We start from the raw sequence: 19,035 nt of genomic DNA, 5'->3' as shown, positions 1-19,035 counted from the left end.
TCCCCCCAGGTCAGCGCGGGCGCGCGGCGGCACGGCGGCGCCGCAGGTACGGCAGCGCGAACAGGTAGAGACCGCTGATCAGGAGCAGGGCGAGCGGCAGCAGCGGCACGTAGGAGACCCACACGATCGGGTCCTTCTGCGCCAGCGCCACGAAGGTGATCACGACGGTCACGGTGAAGGCGACGGAGAACCAGCGGTGGAGCTGACGGATGCGCGTATCCATTGATGCCTACCTCCGGGCGGTGGCCTCCCCGGCGGGGTGGCCCGTGCCGGAAACGCTAGGTCGGGGTGCCCGCTCGGGGCTTCTCGATTCCTGACCGGTCCGTGGGACGCCTTGCCCGGCCGCCCTACCCTGCCGACAAGAGCAGCCGATGCCACGGGGGCAGGCATGCAGATCATCGAACACAGCGTCATCGGCACCCGCTCCGCCGTGCTCCGGCTACGCCGTCCCGGCAGCCGGTTGGAGTTCCTGGTGTTCCCGATGCTCCACGTGGCGAGCCCGGCGTTCTACGCGGCGGTCACGAAGCGGCTCCGGGAATGCGACCTGCTCGTCGTCGAGGGCGTCAGCGGCCGATCGGCGGTCGGCTCGGCGTTGACACTCACCTACCGGGCCATGCCGGCAAACCGGCGCTCCGGCCTGGTGACGGACCCCATCCCGTACGCGTCTCTCGGCGTCGAGGTGCTCAACCCGGACGTGTCGGCGGAGGAGTTCACCGGGGGCTGGCGGGTGATGCCGCTGCGGTACCGCCTCCAGATGTGGCTGGTGATCCCGTTCGTGACGGTGATGCAGTTCTTCGGCGGCACCCGGTGTCTGCTCTCACCGGAGATCGAGATGAACGACCTGCCGTCGGCCACCGACGAGCGGTACGCCGACCACGAGTTCACCGAGCACACCGAGCGCGCGCTCGGCGGCGAACGCGACGAGCGGCTGCTCGCCGCGTTGTCCGAGCTGATCCGTACCCGGTCGGCGGAACGCATCGACGTGGCGGTCGTGTACGGCGCCGGGCATGTGCCGGCGATCGTGCGCGGGCTCTTCGAGCTGCACGGATACCGTCCCCGCGCCGCCGAATGGCTCACCGTCCTGGAGCGGTGACCAGAGCGCTCAGGCGGCGTCGGAGCGCCGGACGAACCCGGCGACGGCGAGCGCGCTCATCGTGGTGGCCACGGCGGCGGCGAGCACCAGAAGGTTGGTCTCCACCTGAACCGTACGCATGTACTCGCCGCCGTTCGCGGTGGCCGACGCGTAGCGCACGGCCGCGAGCGGGTTGAGCAGCACCGCGGCGATGCCGGCGGTCCACGCCGTCGCCGGTAGCCGCTCGTCGTCGGGGCGGACGGTCCGCCGGGCGGCCCACCGGCCGAGGGCCGCGAACGTGACGAGCAGCATGACAGGCAGCAGCCAGAGCACGGCGGGCAGCAGGTCACGCAGGGGCACCGGCGTCGAGCAGCTCCACCAGGAAGCCGGAGCCGTCGTGGGTCACCAGGCCGATCCGGTGGCTGTAGGCGGCGAGCGCGACAAGCGTGCAGCCGATGTGGACGGCGATCAGGGCGACGAGGGCGGACAGTGCGGCGCGGCGGGCGGACACCGGGCCGAGGTTACCGCCCGCGCGCTCCGGCGGTGGGCCGCCAGCTCGCCCGCGCCGGAAGGGTCAGACGCTCAGCGCGAGATCGGCCACCTCGGCGGCGCAGCCCCAGGACAGCGTCACCCCCGCGCCGCCGTGCCCGTACGCGTGCACCAGCCGCCCGTCCGCCGGGTCCACCTCGACCCGGGGACCGCCGTGCCGGGCCGGGCGCAGCCCGATCCGCTCCCCCAGCACCGGCGCGTCCGCGAGCTGCGGCACCAGCGCCACGCAGCGGCGCCGGATCGCCGCCGCCTCCTCCGGGTCGGGGCGGGTGTGTCCCACCCCGGCCTCGTAGGTGCCGCCGAGCACCACGTCGTGCCGGCGCGGATGCACGTACGTGATGCCCGCCGGGTCGTCCTCGTCGCGCACCGAGACGGTCAGGCCGGGATTCGCCACCAGCAGGACGTGCCCGCGCGCCGGGTACACGGCCGAGTCGGCGGCGAGGCGGCCGGCGGCCAGGCCGGTCGCGTTCACCACGACCGGCGCGACCTCGTACGCCTCGGCGAGCGTGCCCAGCGCGCGGCGGACGACCCGCCCGCCGCCGGCCTCCAGGCGCTGCCGCAGCCAGGCGAGATAAGGGGTCATCTCCACCGACGGGGCGGTGAACCGCAGCAGCGCGGTGTACGGCGGCTCCGCCGGCTCGGCCGTCAGATCGCCGCAGGCGTCGGCCCACCAGGGCGGCTCGGTGTAGCGGTGGCGCAGCCACATCCGGGTGGGCCGGTCGACCACCCCCGGCACGCCGTCGGCCGCCTGGCGGCGCAGCTCGGCGTGGGTGTCCCGGGCCCAGCGCAGCACCCGGGGATCCTCCTCGGTGTGGCTCGGGTACCAGACCGCGGCGGCCACCGTCGACACCGTGTCGGCCGGGTCGTGGGCGGTCAGCACGGTGACCCGGGCGCCGCGCCGCTGGAGCGTGAGCGCTGTCGTCATCCCGATCACCCCGCCGCCGACCACCACCACGTCCGCCTTCGTCATGACGCTCATGATGGCGCAGACCCGATCGGAGCGGGTACGCGTCGGACGGGCCGCCGGGGAGGCGGCCCGCCCGGCGGGCGTCAGCCCTTCTGGCCGACCCGGTCCACGACCGCGACGGACAGCACCGCGGACGTGCCCGCCTCCCCGCCCACGCCGAGGAACGCGTACGTCCGCGGGTCGAACACCATCACCATCAGGGCCGGGTTCCCCGGGGAGGACCAGCTGACGCCCACACCGGAGCGGCCCGCACCGTCGGTGGCCTTCTCCACCACCTTCAGGCCCGGCGTCGCGGCGGCGGCCTCGAACAGCGCGGCCCGCGACCGTGGCCTCAGGTACGAGTCGTTGAGCAGAAACAGCACGTCCTTGGCGGCGGCGTTGACGTCACCGGGCTCGCCGCTGCGGTGCTTGTCCAGGTAGGCGCGCATCGCGGTGGCGTCGGTGGGCACGGCGGGATCGTAGGCGGGCTCCGGCACGCACGGCTCGGTGCCCGGCATGAGCTGCTGACCCTTGTACCCCTTCGCGCGGCCGTCCCGGCAGCCGGGGAGCACGTATTCCTGTCGGCCGCCCGGCGGGTACTCGACGACCAGGCCGTCCCTGGTCCCGTCCACCGACGCCCAGCTCTCCCGCAGCTCCGCGCCGCCCTGCGAGCGCGTGTAGACGAACTGGTCGGGCCGGGGCTCGACGTCCGGCAGCCGCAACGCCGCCGCCGCCGCGTCGCGCAGCACCTGCCGGGCGTCGGCCCGGGCGGCCGGCGCGCTGCCGCCGATCCGGTCCGGCGCCAGCACCAGCACCGCCGCGAGCGACGCCGCCACCGACGCCGTCGCGACGCCGACGAGGACCAGCCGCCAGGCCGGCCGTCGCGCCCGCCGAACCGGCGCGGCCTCCGTCGCGGTCAGCGCGCCGACCAACCGGGTACGCGCGGCGCCGAGTCGTTCGTCCGCCGGCAGCCCGGTCTCGTCGCCGAGCCGCTGGAGCAGTCTCATCTCATCCATTGCTCAGTACCTCCTCGATGGTGTCGGCCGGTTCGCCGCCGAGCCGTTCCCGCAGCAGCCGGCGCGCCCGGTTCAGCCGGGACCGCACGGTGCCGACCGGGATGGCCAGCGCGGCGGCGACCTCCTCGTACGTCAGGTCCTCCCAGGCGACGAGCAGCAGCACGTCGCGGTCGCCGTCGGCGAGCCCGGCCAGCGCGTCCAGCAGGTGCCGGCGCAGCGACCGCGCAGTCACCTCGGCGGCGACCCGGTCGGCGGGGGACGCCTCGGACGTCGCCGGGTGGTACGCCTGCCGCAGCCGGTACTCCCGTTCCTCGATCCGCCGCTGCTGGGCGACCAGGTTGGTGGCGATCCCGTACAGCCAGGGGCGGGCGTTCGGACAGCCGGTGTCGAACCGCTCCCGGCGCCGGAACGCGGCGAGGAACGTCTCCGCCACCAGGTCGTCAGCGGCCGCGGAGCCGAGGCGCCGCGCCAGGTAGCGGTGGATGTGCGGCGCGTGCCGGTCGAAGATCGCGGCGAAGGTCTCCGGCTCCCGCACGGACCGGGCGACGACCTCGGCGTCGGTGAGCGCGCCGACGTCGACATCCTTCGCCCGTCTCAGTCTTCTCATGCGCGGCCTTTCGGCGAGTGGGGACGTGTCACCTGTTGTCCGCTGCTCGCGTCCGGACGGTTCACGCCCGTGACGGTAGGCCGGTCGGGCGGTCCGTCGTGGACCGTGCGGTCGTACGGGACGGAATCGCTTTGTCCCTCTCGGTTACGCTCGTGGCGTTTGGCCTTGGGGAGGGCTCATGAGTGCGGATCCTTCGATGAGCGGCGACTTCACCCGCATGCTCGACGCGACGATGGCGGCACTTCGGACGGTCGGTCCGCCGCCGGCGGACGAGGCGGAGACGCCGGCGGTGGGCGAGGCCGCCGACGGGCAGGTACGCGCCGAGATGGGGCGCGACGGCAGGCTCCAGTCGCTGCACGTCGAGCCGCGGCTGATGCGGCTCGGTTCCGAGGAGCTGACCGCGCACGTCGTCACCGCCGTCAACGCGGCGATCGACGGGCTGCGCGCCGGCCCGGCCCCGCAGGTCGCGGACATGTCGCAGCTGCGGGAACAGTTGCAGGAGGTACGGGACACGGCCGTACCCCGGCTCGGGTCGTTCCTCGACGCGCTGACCGAGGCGCAGGAGCGGCTGGCGCGCGGCGGGCAGCGATGAGCGGCGGCGGCTTCGAGGTGCACCCGCCGCTGATCCGGGCCGCCGGGCGTGGCGTCACCGACGTGGCCAAGCGGTTCACCGGCGAGCTGGAGGCGTTCGAGGCGCGGATGCAGGGCTACGGCGAGCCGTGGGGCGCCGACGACATCGGGTCGCTGATCGGCGTCGCGTACACCGAGGTGGCGAACTACATCTTCGACTGCCTCGGCATGGCCGCCGACGAGTTCACCTCCGCGGGCGCCGACATCACCGGGATGGCCGACTCGTACGAGCGGGTCGACGAGGACGGCGCGGGCACCATGCGCTCGCTGGCCGGCGGGCTGGGGTGAGCCGTGGGACTGCAACTACCCGGTGAGCTGGTCACCGCGCTCGGCTGGATCGGCTACACCTGGCCGGCCGCCGACGAGGAGAAGCTCTTCGAGATGGGCCAGGCGTGGCTCGAGTTCGGCGGCCGGATCGGGGCGGCAGCCGGCGAGGCGGACGCGGCCGCCGCGCAGGTGTGGACGCAGAACGTCGGCCCGGCGATCGCGGCGTTCCAAAAGTGGTGGGGCGGCGAGCAGAACGGGCCGCTCGTGCTGCACGACAGCATGCCCGCGGCGATGCTGCTCGGCGCCGGGCTGATCATCTGCGCGGCGATCGTGCTGGCGCTGAAGATCGCCGTGATCGTGCAGCTCGCCATCCTCGCGTTCCAGGTAGCCCAGGCGATCGCCACCGCCGTGGTCACGTTCGGCGCCTCGCTGGCCGAGATCCCGATCTTCCAGATCATCACCCGGGAGATCGTCGGCGCGCTCATCGACCAGGTCATCGGGAGACTGCTCGATGCCTAGCCCGAGGCGCGGCCGGGGCGCCGCCGCGAAACCGGCCGCCGGCAAGATCGTCCGCAAGGCGGTCGAGAAGCTGGAGAAGCCGATCGTCCGGGTCACCGGACCGAACCGGAGCCTGCCCACCAAGGTGGTCCGGGTGGAGCGCCGCGACTTCCATGCCACCGCCCAGTTCCGGCGAAAGATGGCCGCGCTGAAGAAGCTCAGCGACGACGGCAAGCTCTACAAGGCCACCAACCCGGTGCAGCGCGACAAGAGCATCACCGACGGCTACAAGGACCGGATCCGGCAGAAGATCTGGGACAAGTACTGGCCGCACGACAAGGACCTCGCCAACCGGCTCAGTCAACGGCTCAGCGACTACCATCCCGACCACGTGTGGGAACTGCAGCTCGGCGGGCCGGACACCGTCGACAACCTCAAGCTGCTGCATGGTAGAACCAACACGGACATCGGCTCCCAGATCTGGGGGCAGATCCAGAATCTGCCGGACGGAACCCCGATCCGAATAGAGGTAGTGGATTGACTTCCGATCTCGCGCAGCTTCTCGACGAACTCCGCGCCGACCTGGCCGCGGACGAGCCGGCGAGTCTCGCGTACGCGCAGATCGGCGCGCCCGCCGACGACGGTGACGTGCCGGCGGAGCTGCCGGCCGGACTGCGTGATCTGCTGCTCGCCGCCGACGGCCTGCGGGCCGGGGCGTTCGAGCTGGCCTCGACCGGCCGGCTCGCCGGGGTGCAGTACTTCCTCGACTACGCGCCCGGCTTCTCCCCCGTCCCGCAGGACAAGACCGGCTGGCTGGTCGTCGGCACGCGCAGCGACGAGCCGATCTTCCTGGAGCGGGCGACCGGCGCGGTGTGGTACTTCCCGCCGACCGGCACCGAGTGGTTCATGGGCGACGCGTTCGAGGAGCTGGCGCCCGACCTCGACTCGTTCGTGCACTACTACGTGCTCGGCCCCGGCTATGCCGAGCTGGTCACCGACGACGACGGGTGGTACGCGTTCCTCGACCGGCAGGGCCTGCTCGACGAGGCGGACGAGGTCGACGAGGACGAGGCGCAGCCGTGACCGTCACCCGGGAGCAGCTCACCGCCCTCTGGGGTGAGCGGGGCGTCATCTACTTCCCCGATCAGCGCTTCGACGCGGTCCTCGGGCCGCTCGGGCCGGAGGTGTTCCCGCCCGACGGGGCGCTGCCGGTCGAGGTGCCGATCCTGTTCACTGTCGACGTCTCGGTCCCCGACGTGGAGCTGTTCTCCACGCTGTCGATCGAGCTGGGCGACCAGGGCCCCCGCCCGTACGTCGTGCTGGGCGCCTCCCCGGAGGACCCGGCGCTGCTGTTCTGCCTGGACGCGGGCACCGGCGCGGTGATCCTGCTGGACCTGGAGACACCGAACCTGGAGACGGTGAACAGCACGTTCGCCGCGTTCGTGGAGTTCCTCTACCGGCTCGGACAGCTCATCGCCACCGACCCGGGCGGGCGGGAGCGGGCCGCACGCGCGGCGGCGATCCGCGACGACCTGCGCCCGGTCGACCCGGTCGCGTTCGCGGATCCGGAGTCGTGGTGGAACATGGCCTTCGACGAGCTGGAGTCGACCGCCTGACGTCACCCGGCCGCCGCCGGTGCGGGCACCGCCGCACGGTGCGAGCGGGCCAGCCCGGCGACGAGCAGCAGGTACGCGGCCAGCTCCACCGCCGCCGTCAGCGCCGCCACCGGCTGCGGCATCGCCGCGGTGGGTGTGATGGCGGACCAGGCGAACAGCGCGGTGCCGTCGGCGTCCAACGGATGCGGCACCGCGGCCAGCGCCGCGTCGAGCAGCGGCAGCGCGAGCACCGCCAGCAGTGCCGCCCCGGTCGCGGCGAGCCGCCGGCCCCGCCCGGCCAGCAGCGCGGCGAGCGCCAGCGCGGCGAGTGCGAGCGCCAGCGGCGGCAGCACCGCGAGGACGAGCGCGGGCACGACGTCGACCTGGTCGTGGCCGGGGCCGTCCACCCGGGTCAGCGTGGTCTCGGTGCGGATCTCCAGGCCCGGGGTGACGGCGGCGGCTGCGGCGCCGATGTCGGCGACCCGGACGGCCGCGTACCCGACGACGGGCGCGGCGGCGACCGCGGCGGCGATCAGGTGCCGGCGTCGTCCACGGCCCCGGAACGCGAGCAGCAGCACCGCCACCGCGACAAGCGTCGCCCAGCTGCCGGCGAGCGCCGCGTCGAAGCCGGCCGTGACGTCGAAGCCGCTGCCGGGGCCGCCGTACACCAACCAGGCGGCGTCCCCGGCGCCCGGCTCGGCCGGCATGGTGCGGACCGCGTCCACGATCAGCGGTACGAGCGCCACCGGCACCACCCAGCGCGGGGCCGGCAGCCCGGCGGCGACGGCGTAGCCGAGCAGCAGCGCCAGGCTCAGCACCTCGGCGCCGCGCCAGAGCGGGGCGGCCACCAGGACGCCGACGACGTGGGCGACGGCGGACAGCGCCGCGAGGGTCAGCAGAAGCGAAGCGCGACGCACCGGCGGATCCTTTCACGACACACTGGCCCGCCGCGGCCCCGTGATCGTCAGCTGCCGGCCGGCACCTGCTCCTTGACGTCGTCGTAGCCGACCGCGCCCGGCGCCGGGGCCGGGGTGTAGATCACCCGGATCACGCCGGTCGGGTACACCTCGGTCGCGGCCACCCGCAGGTGGTACGGCGCGTCGCCCTCGTCGAACAGCCGGCGGCCCTTGCGGGCGGCGACCGGGTGCACCAGCAGCCGCAGCTCGTCCACCAGGCCCGCGGCGAGCAGTTGCTGCACCACCGAGATCGAGCCGGGGATGAGGATGCCCTTGATGCCGGCGTCGGCCTTGAGCGCGCGCACGGCGTCCACCAGGTCACCCTGGGTCAGCTCGGAGTTGCGCCAGGAGAACTCCAGCGGCTGGCGCGAGACGACGACCTTGCGCATGTCGCCGAGCTGCTTGGCGAACGGCGCGTCCTCACCGCCGGCTGCCTCCCGGTCCGGCCAGGCGCCGGCGAAGCTGTCGTACGTCTCCCGGCCGATCAGCAGCACGTCGGAGGTGTCGTAGTCCTCGGTGACGGCCCGGCCCATGTTCTCGTCGAAGTACGGGAAGTGCCAGTCGGGGTCGATCTCGGCGACACCGTCGGCCGAGATGAACAGCGTGGAGATGACAGTGGCCATCGCGGTGCTCCTTCGCAGTGGGTTCGACGGGTTGACCGCCGCACCGTGTCAAACTCATCGGCCCGCGACGACGTCACCCGGGATCAGAACGAGAAATCCGGTGGCGCGCCCTCGCCCACGCGCCCGTCGACCGCCTCCCGGAGCAGGTCCGCGTGGCCGGTGTGCCGGGCGTACTCCTCGATCATGTCGAGGAGCATCGCGCGGACGGTGGGGGTGCGGCCGTCCGGCCAGGTGAACGACGACGGCCCGGCCAGTCCGCGCTCGGCGACGACGGCGTCGACCAGCCCGCGAGACCGCCGCACCGCCGCCCGCCACAGCGCGTACACGTCGTCCGGCGCCGCCTGGGCGCCGAAACGCCAGTCCCAGTCGGGCTCGGCGTCGAAGTCGACGCCGTCCCACGGCGATCCGTAGCCCTGACCGGCCAGCTTCACCGCCAGCCAGTCCGCCTCGACCAGGGCCATGTGCGCGATCAGGCCGCCGAGCGTCATGGTGCTGGCGGCGGTGACCGCGCGCAGGCCCGTCTCGTCGAGCCCGTCGGTCTTCCACGCGAAGGTCCGCCGGTTGCGCTCCAGGACGGCCAGCAGCGCCTCGGCCTCGGTCTCGGTGGTCGCGTCACCCATCGCCGAAGCATAGGCAGCGGGCGAAATCCGTGGGGGGCGGCGGCGGTCCGCCGGTACCGTGCCGGGACGAGACGCGAGAGGGGTACGCGATGACGGAGACGACAACGCTGTGGCGCCCGACCGGTCCACGGGAGCTCGACCTCGTCCGCGCCTCCGGCTGGCGGGCCTGGCCGCCGCGGCTGCCGGACCAGCCGATCTTCTATCCGGTGCTCAACGAGCAGTACGCCGTCATGATCGCCCGGGACTGGAACGTGCCGGCGTCGGGCGCCGGCTACGTGACGCGCTTCCACGTCGAGCGGGCGTTCGCCGCCCGCTACCCGGTCCGGCAGGTGGGTGGCCGGGACATCCTGGAGCTGTGGGTGCCGGCCGAGGAACTGGACGATTTCAACCGGCACATCGTCGGGCCGATCGAGGTGGTCCACGAGTTCCGGGCGGAGAATCGGCCGGCCTGACCGGCGCCGGGCGGGCGCGTCCGCGCGCCCGGCGCCGAGGCCGGTCAGCCCGGGGTGAGGACGCAGAACTCGTTGCCCTCCGGGTCGACGAGCACCCGCCAGTGGATGTCGGCCCCGCCCACGTCGGCGGCGGTGGCGCCGAGGGACCGCAGGCGGGCGGTTTCGGCGTCCAGGTCGTCCGACGGGTACGGGCGGACGTCGAGGTGCACGCGGTTCCACCCGGTCTTCGCGTCGGCGGTGCGGGCGAACCGCAGGTACGGCCCGACGCCCTTCGCGGAGCGCAGCATCGCCTGCCGGTCGGTCACCTCGTGCACGGTCCAGTCGGTGGCCCGGCTCCAGAAGCCGGCCATGCCCCGCGGGTCGGCGCAGTCGACCACCACCTCGGCGATCGGCCCGGTGTCCGCGTGCCGCGGGTTCGGCTCCCGTACGCAGAACTCGTTGCCCTCCGGGTCCGCCAGGACCCTCCACGGCACGTCGCCCTGGCCGATGTCGGCGGGGGTGGCGCCGAGCGCGGTCAGGCGCGCGACCAGCTCCGCGTGGTGCGCAGCCGAGGTGGTCGCGAGGTCGACGTGGACGCGGTTCTTCGCCGTCTTCGGTTCGGAGGAGACGACGAGATCGATGTAGAGGGCGCGGGGGTCCGGGTAGGTGAGGTCCTCGGGTTCGAGGTTCGTCACGCCGGGGGCCTCGCTGGAGATCCCCCAGCCGAGCACCTTCGCCCAGAAATCGCCGAGCGCCACCTCGTCGTGGGCCTTCATGTTGATCTGTACGAACCGGGTTGCCATGGCGGCGATGGTAGGTGCCGCGCCGGGTCGCCGTGGTCCCGGCAGGTGATCAGGAATCGAGAAGCGCGCCGTCACCGCCGCGCCATAGCGTTGTCATCAGGCGGTCGGCACCACGCGGACCGCGAGTCACGAGGGGGGATCGAGATGTCCGACGGGTTCAGCGCCGAGGAACGCGCCGCGATGAAGGAGCGCGCGGCCGAGCTGCGCGCCGAGGGCAAGAAGGGCGCGAAGAAGGCCGACGACCTCCAGGCGGTGCTCGACCGGATCGCGCAGATGGCGCCGGAGGACCGGAAGCTGGCCGAGCGCGTACACGCCACGATCACCGCCGCCGCCCCGGACCTGTCGGCGAAGACCTGGTACGGCATGCCCGCGTACGCGAACGCCGCCGGCAAGATCGTCGTGTTCTTCCAGGACGCGGGGAAGTTCAAGTACCGCTACTCGACAGTGGGCTTCCAGGAGGCGGCGAACCTCGACGACGGCGACATGTGGCCGGCGTCGTTCGCGCTGGTGCGGTGGAGCCCGGAGGTGGAGAAGAAGCTCGCCGAGCTGGTGCGTGCCGCCGTGTCCTGACCGTGCCGGCGGCGCGGCCAGGCGGGCGCGGCCGGCGACGTCAGCGCTGCCAGGAGTCGAGGCCGCGGACCGCGGCCCGGGCGATGTCGTCGGCCAGGCCGGGGTCGATGCTGGTGCCCTCCCAGCCCTGGTCGTGCACGACAGTCACCGCGTCGGCGACCCGGATCACGAGGATCTGGCTGGTGCTCCGGCCCTGGGCCGGGCTGCCGTCCAGGCCGGTAGCGGGCCGGCTCACCGTGACCAGCAGGGCCTCGTCCCCGGTCCCGGCCATCGGCCGGGACACGACGGTGACGGTGCCGCCCGAGGCCTGGAACGACCGGCAGTCCGCCACCGCCCCGCGCACCCGGCGCAGGTAGTCGGCGGCGCCGGTGCCCTCGAACGCGAAGACGGTCTGGTGCAGCGTGCCGTAGGGGACGTTCTCCGGCGGGTCCTTCGGCAGTTTGTAGGTGCTCATCATCGCGGCGCTCGCGGTGACCGACCGCCCGCCGCTGCGGAACTCCTTGTCGCACAGCTCGGGCAGCGCGTCGGCGGCGTCGGTCGGCTGGGCGGCGGCCTTGCGCAGTTCCGGCGGCAGGTCGACGAAGGCGGACGTCGGGATCGTCACGGGCCCGCCGGACGACTGCGACGTCTCCGGCGTCGCGGGGGTGGTCGCCGAGGTCGCGCTCGTGCCAGCGGCACCGCCGTCGTTCCCACCGCCGTCGTTCCCACCGCCGTCGCCGCACGCGCCGGCCAGCAGCGCGGTGACGAGCAGGGGTACGCCAAGCATCCGCCTACGGCGACTCGGTGTCCTCATGTCGGCCTCCGTCCCGTGCCCGTCCCGACGACGTTCCCGATGTCACGCCGCCCGAAACGGCGCGCCCGTCCCCTGCTCACCCAACTGCCGGACACCCCGCCGCGTTCCGGCGCGCGGCCACCTCTTGACATACCGTTAGGCGCCTGACAATGTTGTCAGGTGCCTAACGATATGAACGCCTACGAGCTGGACGCTCCGGGTGTCTGGGCGAAGAAGTACTTCCTCGCCAGCCGGGCCCTCATGGAGTCCGTGCTGCGCCCCTACGATCTCGGGAACACCCAGTGGTACGTGTTGTACCGGCTGAGTGAGGGCCGGCCGGTCGGCCAGCGCACCCTCACCCGCGAACTCGAGGTCGAACGGGCGACCCTCAGCGCGGTCATCGCAGCGCTCGTCCGCAAAGGCCTGATCGAACAGGTGCCCGACCCGGACGACCAGCGTCAGAAGCAGCTGCACATCACGCCGGCCGGCGTGAACCTGTGGCACTCGCTCCCCGATCCGATGGCGTTGATCGCGGAAGTCGCCTTCGGCGGAGTCGACCCCGCGGACATCGAGACCATGAACCGGGTCCTCAGCGGCGCGACCAGACGACTCATCGACTACCGGAAGGAGCACGGATCATGACCGTTCTCGTGACCGGCGGAACGGGCCTCGTCGGCTCCCGCCTGCTCGGGCGGCTCACCACGGCGGGTGTCGAGTGCCGCGCCCTCGCCCGTCCCGGAAAAGCAGTGCCCGAAGGCGTACGGCGCGTCGAGGGTGACGTCCTCAGCCCCGAATCCCTGCCGGCAGCCGTGGAAGCCGTCACTGCGGTCATCCACCTGGCCGCTGTCTTCCGCACCCGCGACGACGATCAGATCTGGGCCGTCAACCGGGACGGCACCCGCAATCTCATCGACGCCGTTGAGAAGCACGCGCCGAAGGCCCGGTTCCTGCTGGCCAGCACCTCCAACGTCTACGGTTCCGGGAGCACGCACCCCGGGCGTGAGGACGACCCCGTCGCGCCGACGCTCGCCTACCCCGCCAGCAAGATCGAAGCCGAGCAACTGCTTCGTGCCAGCGGGCTCACCTGGGGCATCCTGCGGCTTCCCTTCATCTACGGAGACCGGGACGGGCACCTCGAATCGTTGCCCGAACTCGCGGCCGGCATGGGGTGGCACCCGGCACAGAGACTGAGCGTCTGCCACCACGCCGACATCGCCACGGCGTTCGCACTGGCCCTCACGGGCGCCTTCGACAACCGCACCGTCAACATCGCCGACGAGTCACCCCTGAGCATCTACGAGATGTCCCAGCTCGTCGGCTACTCCTACGGCTCCTCCGCCGAACCGCTCAGTCAGCCGTGGCGGGGGCAGATGGACATCAGCCTCGCCCGCAGCCTCGGCTTCACACCGACGATCAGCACCATCTACGAGGCTGTCCGCAGCGGCGCGCTCTGACCCGGCGCCAGCATCAACAAAGGATCGTTTGCGCAAACTTGTGTTTGCGGTAGCGTGAGGGCATGCGCTCCGATCCGGACCTCGATCTCGCCTTCGCCGCCCTCGGCGACCCGGTCCGCCGCGCCCTGGTGACCCGCCTCGCCCGGGGTGAGGCCACAGTGGGCGAGCTGGGTGAGCCGTTCGACCTGACGCCGCAGGCCATCTCCCACCACGTCGGTGTGCTGCGCCGGTGCGGCCTGGTCGAGCAGCGCCGGGAGGGTACGCGGCGGCCGTGCCGGCTGCGCGTCGACCGGCTCGCCCGGCTGAGTACGTGGATCGACGAGCAGCGGCGCGCCTGGGACGACCGTCTCGACGCGCTGGAGACGCACCTCTCCGATCCGGAGGCGACCCGGTGACGGCCCGTACCGAACGGCACGGCGACGAACTGATCGCGCGGCGCCACCTGCCCGCCGCGCCGGACCGGGTGTGGGAGGCCTTCACCTCACCGTCCGGCATCGCCGCGTTCTGGGGCGGCTCGCACGCCACGGTGCCGCCTGGCTCGGTGACTGTCGACCTGCGACCGGGCGGCGGGTTCGCGCTGGACACGCGCGCCCCGGACGGCCGGACCGGGCGCCTGCGGTTCGTCTACGTGAGCGTCGACGAGCCGCGTGAGCTGGTGTTCGACGAGCCGGTCACCGGCCTGCGCACCACCGTCACGCTGCGGCCCGCCGGGTACGGCACCGACCTCACCGTGCACCAGCGCAGACTTCCGCCCGAGTTGCGCAGCGACCAGGCGGCCGACGGGCTCGCCTCGATCCTCGACGCCCTCGCCGCCCACCTCCGACACCACGACGATGGAGACACCAGTGACCCGAGCAACCCAGCGTGACCTGGTCGCCGAATACTTCGACGGCTTCCGGGCGAGCGACCACGAACGCATCCTCGCCACGCTCACCGACGACGTCGAGTGGGTCATCCACGGCCACCGCACCACCCGGGGCCGGGCGGAGTTCGACGGCGAGATCGAGAACCCGGCGTTCACCGGCAGCCCGCGGCTCGACGTCGAACGCGTGCACGAGGACGGGCCGGTCGTCGTGGTGACCGGCGAGGGCCGGGGCGTCAGCGTCGAGCACGGGCCGTTCCGGTTCGCCTTCAACGACCTGTTCACGTTCCGGGACGGGCTGATCGCCCGCGTCGACTCCTACGTCGTCCCGCTGCCTGGCGCGTGAGCACCGCCTGACGCCCCGGTGAAGGCCCGGCGGTACGCCGACGGCGAGGTCCGCATCGCGGCGGCGAAGTGGTGCCGGAACGTCACCGCCGTCTCGAACCCCACCGCCGCGGCGACCTCCTCGATCGGCGCGGTGGTCGTCTCCAGCAGCGGCAGGCTGGCCTGGACGCGCCGGTCGATCAGCCAGCGGATCGGGGTGGTGCCGGTGGCCCGCGCGAAGTGCCGCAGGTAGGTACGCGCCGACATGTGCGCCCGCCGCGCCAGCCGGTCGACGGTGATCGGGGTGTTCAGGTTCGCCAGCGCCCAGGCCATGCTCGCCGCGAGCCGGTCGTCCTCCGGGTCGCTCGGCACCGGCGCCTCGATGAACTGCGCCTGGCCGCCCTCGCGGTGCGGCGGTACGACCAGCCGGCGGGCGACCGCGTTGGCGATCGTCGGGCCGTGGTCGCGGCGTACCAGGTGGACGCAGAGGTCGAGGCCGGCCGCGCTGCCCGCGCTGGTGAGAATGTCCCCGTCGTCGACGTAGAGCACGTCCGGGTCGACGCGGACCGCCGGGTGGCGCCGGGCGAGCAGGTCGGCGTACCGCCAGTGGGTGGTGGCGCGGCGGCCGTCGAGCAGTCCCGCGCCGGCCAGGACGAACGCGCCCGAGCAGATCGACACGATCCGGGCGCCGCGCCGGTGGGCCGCGCTGAGCGCGTCGGTGAGCGCGGGTGACGGGTCGGCGTGCACGTCGGCGACGCCCGGCACGATCAGCGTGCCGGCGGCGGCAAACGCGTCGAGGCCGTGGTCGGTGTGCAGGGTGGCGCCGCCGACCAGCCGTACCGCGCCGGGGGTCTCCGCGCAGACGGTCAGCTCGTACCAGCCGACGTCGAACTCCGGGCGGGGCAGGCCGAAGACCTCGGTGACGATGCCGGTCTCGAACACCGACATGCCCTCGTACGCCAGCACCGACACGGTGGCGGGGCTCATGGCGGGATCTTAGCGAAGGGCGTCGCTCGCGCCACTGGAGCGGCCGGACGGCGGCCACCACGATGGGTGCCATGTCGAACGTCCTGCGCATTCCCGCCGCCCGCCCCGCCGACGCCCTCGCCCACTTCGCGGCCCGCCTCTCGTTCGAGGCCGACGTGAGCGACGTGCACGCCGACCTGGAGGCGGGCGTCCCCGGCCTGGTCGTGGTCGACTCGCGCTCCCTTCCGGCGTGGCGGCAGGGGCACATCCCCGGCGCCGTGCACCTGCCCACCGCCGAGGTCGCCGCGCGGGCGGGCGAGCTGGTCCCGCCGGACGCCACGGTGGTCACCTACTGCTGGGGGCCGGGCTGCAACGGCGCCACCCGCGCGGCGCTGGAGTTCGCCCGGCTCGGCCGCCCGGTCAAGGAGATGATCGGCGGGTACGAGTACTGGGTGCGGGAGGGCTTCCCGGTACGCACCGAGGCGGGGCTGGTCCGGCGCCCCGCCGACGACCTCACCGCCCCGGCCGGCGCGTCGTGCGGCTGCTGAGTCGTGTCGGTTCCGTACAAGACGGCAGGTGGCTGCCGTTCCTAGCATTGCCGCATGCGTGATCTCGTCTACACCGGATTCATGTCGCTCGACGGCGTCGTGGACTCCCCCGGCGGCGGCCCGGGTGAGGACCACCGCAGCGGCGGCTGGGTCGTCAAGGACATCGAGTTCCTGCCCGAGGCGTTCTCGCTCAAGGGCGAGGAGCTGGCACAGACCACGGCGCTGATGTTCGGCCGGCGCAGCTACGAGGCGTTCGCGCCGACCTGGCGCGACTCCGACGACCACGCCGCCTACCGGGACCTGCCCAAGTACGTGGTGTCCTCCACCCTGCCCGACGACGCGCTGATCGACGGCTGGGGACCGCTGACGATCCTGCGCTCCACCGCCGACGTGGCCGCGCTCAAGCAGGGCGACGGCGGCGACGTCTTCATCCACGGCAGCGCGGAGCTCGCCCGCCGTCTCGCCGAGGCGGACCTGATCGAGCGGTACCACCTGCTCGTCTTCCCGGTGCTGCTCGGCGCCGGCAAGGGCCTGTTCACCCAGGCGGACCGGGACCGGCAGACGCTGCGTCTGCGCGACTCGGCCGCCTACCCCAACGGCGTCGTCAAGCTGATCTACGACGTGACCCGCTGAGCCGGGTCCAGCGCTATCGCCCCACCGGCGCCCGCGCGCAGCTCACCGGCCGTCCGTCCGACGTACCGGCGCAGCGCGCGGGCCAGGTGCGGTTCGTCCACGTACCCGAAGGTGGTGACCGCGTCGGCGGGCGGGCCGCCCGCGGCCAGCAGCACGGCGGCGCGGCGCGCGCGGTCGATCTGCCGTACCGCGCCCCGGGTCAGCCCGGTCGCCGCCCGGAACCGGCGTTCGAGGGTTCGCGGTGACGCCGGTGGACGGCCGCCACGCAGCGTCTCGGTGACGAGCGGGTCGCGGACCACCACGCCGGCACGGATCAGCCGTTCCACCAGGGCCTCGGCGTCGTCCGGGCCGGGCGTGGGCCACCGGCCGCCGTCGAGGCGGAACGTCCGGCGGCCCACGTCGGGCAGCTCGGCGCCGCCGCCCACAAGCGCGGGCGTGGGTACGAGCCGCAGCGAGGTGCCCACCGCGAACTCGATGCCGACGAACGTGGCGCCCTCGGGCACCGGCGCGGTGCCGGTCGCGGTCTCGGGGCCGGAGACGGCCGCGTACGAGCGCCCGTCGCGCTGCCAGAACACGAGTCCCCAGCACGGGGTCGCCACCGACGTCATCTCGTCGACCCGATCGCTGGTGCAGGTCCACACGGTGTCGATCCAGTCCGAGTCGGACGTCCGGGTGGTGAACCGCAGCTCCACGGCAGGAGCATACGGCGGCCCAGGTGGGGATCATTCGCTCACCGCCTCGCACGATCCTTCGCGTTCCGGAAAGGACCGTCGAGATACGGAGGTGGAATGGACCGGTTGGGTGAGCGTTGCGCGCAGTGTGCCGAATCGCTACCGTCGCGGGATGACCGACGAGCCACCGGTACGGGTCGCGCTGCGGGTCAATGACGTAACGGCGGCCTCGACGTTGTATCAGAGTTTTGGTTTCGTCCCGGTGGGCACGGTGCCTGGCGCTGATGGTGGTCTCGCCATGGCAATCCTCCGGCGGGGTCCGTTGCAGTTGCTGGTCGACGCGCTGGTTGGCATCCCGTTCCCGGACAGCGCCCGGGAACGTCAGACGAAGACCGGCCCGCGCGGGCTCGGCGTTGTCATCGGGCTCGAGGTAGACGACATCGACGAAGCCGCCCTGCGGTGTGAAGCTGCCGGCTGCGTCATCAGTGCCGGTCCGGCGAACGCACCGTGGGGAGAGAGGTACGTCGAGTTCGAGGACCCCTTCGGCTATGCGTGGAAGTTCTTCCGAGTGACCGACTCGACGCACGACGGCTTGCAGTCTGTCCACGATCTGTGGTTCGGGCAGGCAGGCTCGTGATGCGTCCCCTTCCGAGCGGGACGAACACCGTACCGCCGTCACCGCTCTACCGTGCGGCGGATTCCTGCCCGTTTCGCTCGTCGTCCCGGGCGGGGTAGCCGAGGATTTCCGCGAGGTCACCGGCCGCCTTCGTGTACGCGGCGTAGATGTCGTCGTCGAAGTGGTTGCGCCAGTCGCCGGACGCGCCCTTGCGGTAGTGGGAGATCCGTCCGGGGGTCTCCTTCGACTTCTTCATCTTGGTGAAGCTGTAGCGCGCCAGCAGCGCCTCCAGCTCGGCCGGCGGCAGCGTGATCCCGCAGTGCCGCAGGAGCTGGTCGACCTCGTCGGCCTGCCGCTCGCCGGTCAGGTCCTCGTAGCGGAACAGCCGGAACGTCTCGTCGCTCGGCGCGACGGCCCAGGAGCGCATCTGCCCGAACTGCTTCTTGTCGCGCAGGCGGTCGATGACGTAGAGCATGCCCTCCTTCTTCGGCAGTTCCTGGAGGGCCTTGCGTGCCTGCGGGATGTCGCCCATCGGGGCGTGCGAGTTGCGCAGCGAGAAGTAGCTGGACACGACCACGTCGCGCGGGTCGCGGATCACGAAGAACGCGCGGTAGCCGCCGGCCTTGGGCACCGCCTCGAACCGCTTGTGGGAGAGGAAGATCGCCAGGCCGATGCGGCCGGCCGGCACCGGCGCGGTCGCCCCGCCGGCGTAGAAGCGCGGGTCGTAGGGCAGCATCCCGCAGTGGCGGTAGACGGCCGGGTCGCTGAACAGCGCCTTGATCCACTGACTGCCGGTCTTGCGGACGGTGCAGTGGAAGATGTTGTCGAACTCGCTGTGGGCCACCACCGGAACGGTGAGTCGCATACGGGCGTTGCGCGCTTCCATCTGCGCCCGCCGGGCCTTGACCCGCAGAGAATTCGGCGAATTGTGCTTGGCGAATTCGACGGCCCGATTAATCATTTCCCAACCTCATCCGGACCCCGCGGAGCAGGGGCAGCACGAACA

Annotated in this window: 31 protein-coding genes; 17 read left to right on the top strand and 14 right to left on the bottom strand. The window is 72.7% G+C overall.

Going from position 1 to position 19,035, the window contains the following annotated elements; genetic code table 11:
• Positions 1-10 precede the first annotated feature (10 nt).
• Positions 11-223 carry a hypothetical protein gene (locus IRY44_RS13995; RefSeq protein WP_194800835.1) on the bottom strand — a complete coding sequence of 71 codons (213 nt, stop codon included), beginning with the start codon at positions 221-223 and terminating at the stop codon, positions 11-13.
• Positions 224-388: 165 nt separating this feature from the next.
• Here IRY44_RS13995 and IRY44_RS13990 point away from each other — a divergent pair, with 165 nt between their 5' ends.
• Positions 389-1,093 (top strand): hypothetical protein, encoded by a 705-nt coding sequence (locus IRY44_RS13990; protein WP_194800834.1) that lies wholly within the window; start codon positions 389-391, stop codon positions 1,091-1,093.
• A 9-nt stretch (positions 1,094-1,102) separates the two neighbouring features.
• Here the strand turns inward: IRY44_RS13990 and IRY44_RS13985 are convergent, their stop codons facing one another.
• The 5 genes from IRY44_RS13985 to IRY44_RS13970 all read right to left on the bottom strand — a co-directional run bounded on the left by IRY44_RS13985 (position 1,103) and on the right by IRY44_RS13970 (position 4,190).
• Positions 1,103-1,432, bottom strand: coding sequence for a hypothetical protein (locus tag IRY44_RS13985; protein ID WP_228532068.1), 330 nt, complete (start codon positions 1,430-1,432; stop codon positions 1,103-1,105).
• Positions 1,419-1,583: a hypothetical protein gene (locus tag IRY44_RS30700; RefSeq protein ID WP_228532067.1), complete on the bottom strand. Its 165-nt coding sequence runs from the start codon at positions 1,581-1,583 to the stop codon at positions 1,419-1,421. Before IRY44_RS30700 ends, IRY44_RS13985 begins: the two co-directional genes overlap by 14 nt.
• 63 nt (positions 1,584-1,646) lie before the next feature.
• Positions 1,647-2,600: an FAD-dependent oxidoreductase gene (locus IRY44_RS13980; protein WP_194800833.1), complete on the bottom strand. Its 954-nt coding sequence runs from the start codon at positions 2,598-2,600 to the stop codon at positions 1,647-1,649.
• Positions 2,601-2,671: 71 nt separating this feature from the next.
• Positions 2,672-3,583 (bottom strand): CU044_5270 family protein, encoded by a 912-nt coding sequence (locus IRY44_RS13975; RefSeq protein ID WP_194800832.1) that lies wholly within the window; start codon positions 3,581-3,583, stop codon positions 2,672-2,674.
• Positions 3,576-4,190: an RNA polymerase sigma factor gene (locus tag IRY44_RS13970; protein ID WP_194800831.1), complete on the bottom strand. Its 615-nt coding sequence runs from the start codon at positions 4,188-4,190 to the stop codon at positions 3,576-3,578. Before IRY44_RS13970 ends, IRY44_RS13975 begins: the two co-directional genes overlap by 8 nt.
• A gap of 178 nt (positions 4,191-4,368) precedes the next feature.
• On the opposite strand from IRY44_RS13970, the gene IRY44_RS13965 reads away from it, so the two are divergent.
• Genes IRY44_RS13965 through IRY44_RS13940 form a run of 6 tightly spaced genes read left to right on the top strand, consistent with a single transcriptional unit; the run spans position 4,369 to position 7,201 of the window.
• A complete protein-coding gene (locus tag IRY44_RS13965) occupies positions 4,369-4,782 on the top strand; it encodes a YbaB/EbfC family nucleoid-associated protein (protein ID WP_194800830.1) in 414 nt (137 codons plus the stop codon).
• Positions 4,779-5,108, top strand: a complete 330-nt coding sequence (locus IRY44_RS13960; RefSeq protein ID WP_194800829.1) for a hypothetical protein — start codon at positions 4,779-4,781, stop codon at positions 5,106-5,108. Before IRY44_RS13965 ends, IRY44_RS13960 begins: the two co-directional genes overlap by 4 nt.
• Positions 5,109-5,111: 3 nt before the next feature.
• Positions 5,112-5,606 carry a hypothetical protein gene (locus tag IRY44_RS13955; RefSeq protein WP_013285192.1) on the top strand — a complete coding sequence of 165 codons (495 nt, stop codon included), beginning with the start codon at positions 5,112-5,114 and terminating at the stop codon, positions 5,604-5,606.
• The gene (locus tag IRY44_RS13950; protein WP_194800828.1) at positions 5,599-6,126 is read left to right on the top strand and encodes an endonuclease; all 528 of its coding nucleotides are present in this window, start codon (positions 5,599-5,601) and stop codon (positions 6,124-6,126) included. Before IRY44_RS13955 ends, IRY44_RS13950 begins: the two co-directional genes overlap by 8 nt.
• Complete coding sequence (locus tag IRY44_RS13945; RefSeq protein ID WP_194800827.1) at positions 6,123-6,668, top strand: SUKH-4 family immunity protein; 546 nt, start codon at positions 6,123-6,125, stop codon at positions 6,666-6,668. The genes IRY44_RS13950 and IRY44_RS13945 overlap by 4 nt, the downstream gene beginning before the upstream one ends.
• Positions 6,665-7,201 (top strand): SUKH-4 family immunity protein, encoded by a 537-nt coding sequence (locus tag IRY44_RS13940; RefSeq protein WP_194800826.1) that lies wholly within the window; start codon positions 6,665-6,667, stop codon positions 7,199-7,201. Before IRY44_RS13945 ends, IRY44_RS13940 begins: the two co-directional genes overlap by 4 nt.
• 2 nt (positions 7,202-7,203) lie before the next feature.
• Here the strand turns inward: IRY44_RS13940 and IRY44_RS13935 are convergent, their stop codons facing one another.
• The 3 genes from IRY44_RS13935 to IRY44_RS13925 all read right to left on the bottom strand — a co-directional run bounded on the left by IRY44_RS13935 (position 7,204) and on the right by IRY44_RS13925 (position 9,379).
• Positions 7,204-8,097 carry a hypothetical protein gene (locus IRY44_RS13935; RefSeq protein WP_194800825.1) on the bottom strand — a complete coding sequence of 298 codons (894 nt, stop codon included), beginning with the start codon at positions 8,095-8,097 and terminating at the stop codon, positions 7,204-7,206.
• Between the two features lie 47 nt (positions 8,098-8,144).
• Entirely contained in the window at positions 8,145-8,759 is a 615-nt protein-coding gene (locus tag IRY44_RS13930) for a dihydrofolate reductase family protein (protein WP_194800824.1), read from the bottom strand.
• A gap of 83 nt (positions 8,760-8,842) precedes the next feature.
• Positions 8,843-9,379, bottom strand: a complete 537-nt coding sequence (locus IRY44_RS13925; protein WP_194800823.1) for a DinB family protein — start codon at positions 9,377-9,379, stop codon at positions 8,843-8,845.
• A gap of 89 nt (positions 9,380-9,468) precedes the next feature.
• Between IRY44_RS13925 and IRY44_RS13920 the strand changes: the two genes are divergently transcribed.
• On the top strand, positions 9,469-9,831 hold the full coding sequence (locus IRY44_RS13920) for an ADP-ribosylation/crystallin J1 (RefSeq protein ID WP_194800822.1): 363 nt from the start codon (positions 9,469-9,471) through the stop codon (positions 9,829-9,831).
• 44 nt (positions 9,832-9,875) lie between these two features.
• Here the strand turns inward: IRY44_RS13920 and IRY44_RS13915 are convergent, their stop codons facing one another.
• Entirely contained in the window at positions 9,876-10,613 is a 738-nt protein-coding gene (locus IRY44_RS13915) for a VOC family protein (protein ID WP_194800821.1), read from the bottom strand.
• A gap of 144 nt (positions 10,614-10,757) precedes the next feature.
• On the opposite strand from IRY44_RS13915, the gene IRY44_RS13910 reads away from it, so the two are divergent.
• Complete coding sequence (locus tag IRY44_RS13910) at positions 10,758-11,183, top strand: iron chaperone (RefSeq protein WP_194800820.1); 426 nt, start codon at positions 10,758-10,760, stop codon at positions 11,181-11,183.
• Between the two features lie 40 nt (positions 11,184-11,223).
• On the opposite strand, the gene IRY44_RS13905 is transcribed toward IRY44_RS13910, so the two are convergent.
• The gene (locus IRY44_RS13905) at positions 11,224-11,976 is read right to left on the bottom strand and encodes a hypothetical protein (RefSeq protein WP_228532065.1); all 753 of its coding nucleotides are present in this window, start codon (positions 11,974-11,976) and stop codon (positions 11,224-11,226) included.
• A 171-nt stretch (positions 11,977-12,147) separates the two neighbouring features.
• Between IRY44_RS13905 and IRY44_RS13900 the strand changes: the two genes are divergently transcribed.
• The 5 genes from IRY44_RS13900 (at position 12,148) to IRY44_RS13880 (ending at position 14,617) form a co-directional block, all read left to right on the top strand.
• Positions 12,148-12,597 (top strand): MarR family winged helix-turn-helix transcriptional regulator, encoded by a 450-nt coding sequence (locus tag IRY44_RS13900; RefSeq protein ID WP_194800819.1) that lies wholly within the window; start codon positions 12,148-12,150, stop codon positions 12,595-12,597.
• Entirely contained in the window at positions 12,594-13,409 is an 816-nt protein-coding gene (locus IRY44_RS13895; RefSeq protein WP_194800818.1) for an NAD(P)-dependent oxidoreductase, read from the top strand. Before IRY44_RS13900 ends, IRY44_RS13895 begins: the two co-directional genes overlap by 4 nt.
• Positions 13,410-13,471: 62 nt before the next feature.
• Entirely contained in the window at positions 13,472-13,804 is a 333-nt protein-coding gene (locus tag IRY44_RS13890; protein WP_194800817.1) for a helix-turn-helix transcriptional regulator, read from the top strand.
• The gene (locus IRY44_RS13885; protein WP_194800816.1) at positions 13,801-14,277 is read left to right on the top strand and encodes an SRPBCC domain-containing protein; all 477 of its coding nucleotides are present in this window, start codon (positions 13,801-13,803) and stop codon (positions 14,275-14,277) included. The genes IRY44_RS13890 and IRY44_RS13885 overlap by 4 nt, the downstream gene beginning before the upstream one ends.
• Positions 14,255-14,617, top strand: coding sequence for a nuclear transport factor 2 family protein (locus IRY44_RS13880; RefSeq protein WP_135239141.1), 363 nt, complete (start codon positions 14,255-14,257; stop codon positions 14,615-14,617). Before IRY44_RS13885 ends, IRY44_RS13880 begins: the two co-directional genes overlap by 23 nt.
• Here the strand turns inward: IRY44_RS13880 and ftrA are convergent.
• Positions 14,590-15,582, bottom strand: coding sequence for a transcriptional regulator FtrA (gene ftrA / locus IRY44_RS13875; RefSeq protein WP_194800815.1), 993 nt, complete (start codon positions 15,580-15,582; stop codon positions 14,590-14,592). The two genes, IRY44_RS13880 and ftrA, sit on opposite strands and share 28 nt — an antisense overlap.
• A 62-nt stretch (positions 15,583-15,644) precedes the next feature.
• Between ftrA and IRY44_RS13870 the strand changes: the two genes are divergently transcribed.
• Positions 15,645-16,109: a rhodanese-like domain-containing protein gene (locus IRY44_RS13870; protein ID WP_194800814.1), complete on the top strand. Its 465-nt coding sequence runs from the start codon at positions 15,645-15,647 to the stop codon at positions 16,107-16,109.
• A gap of 54 nt (positions 16,110-16,163) precedes the next feature.
• Entirely contained in the window at positions 16,164-16,742 is a 579-nt protein-coding gene (locus IRY44_RS13865) for a dihydrofolate reductase family protein (RefSeq protein WP_194800813.1), read from the top strand.
• Here IRY44_RS13865 and IRY44_RS13860 read toward each other — a convergent pair.
• On the bottom strand, positions 16,724-17,434 hold the full coding sequence (locus IRY44_RS13860; RefSeq protein WP_194800812.1) for a helix-turn-helix domain-containing protein: 711 nt from the start codon (positions 17,432-17,434) through the stop codon (positions 16,724-16,726). The genes IRY44_RS13865 and IRY44_RS13860 overlap by 19 nt on opposite strands.
• 151 nt (positions 17,435-17,585) lie before the next feature.
• Here IRY44_RS13860 and IRY44_RS13855 point away from each other — a divergent pair, with 151 nt between their 5' ends.
• Positions 17,586-18,050: a glyoxalase/bleomycin resistance/extradiol dioxygenase family protein gene (locus IRY44_RS13855; RefSeq protein WP_121683115.1), complete on the top strand. Its 465-nt coding sequence runs from the start codon at positions 17,586-17,588 to the stop codon at positions 18,048-18,050.
• 46 nt (positions 18,051-18,096) lie between these two features.
• Here IRY44_RS13855 and IRY44_RS13850 read toward each other — a convergent pair whose 3' ends face one another.
• Entirely contained in the window at positions 18,097-18,990 is an 894-nt protein-coding gene (locus tag IRY44_RS13850) for a sulfotransferase domain-containing protein (RefSeq protein ID WP_194800811.1), read from the bottom strand.
• Between the last annotated feature and the right edge of the window lie 45 nt (positions 18,991-19,035).

Source organism: Micromonospora sp. ANENR4, from assembly GCF_015354395.1.
Classification (GTDB): Bacteria; Actinomycetota; Actinomycetes; order Mycobacteriales; family Micromonosporaceae; genus Micromonospora; species Micromonospora aurantiaca.
The sequence above is the reverse complement of the archived record's forward strand: the minus strand, read 5'-3'. Positions and strand labels throughout refer to the sequence as shown.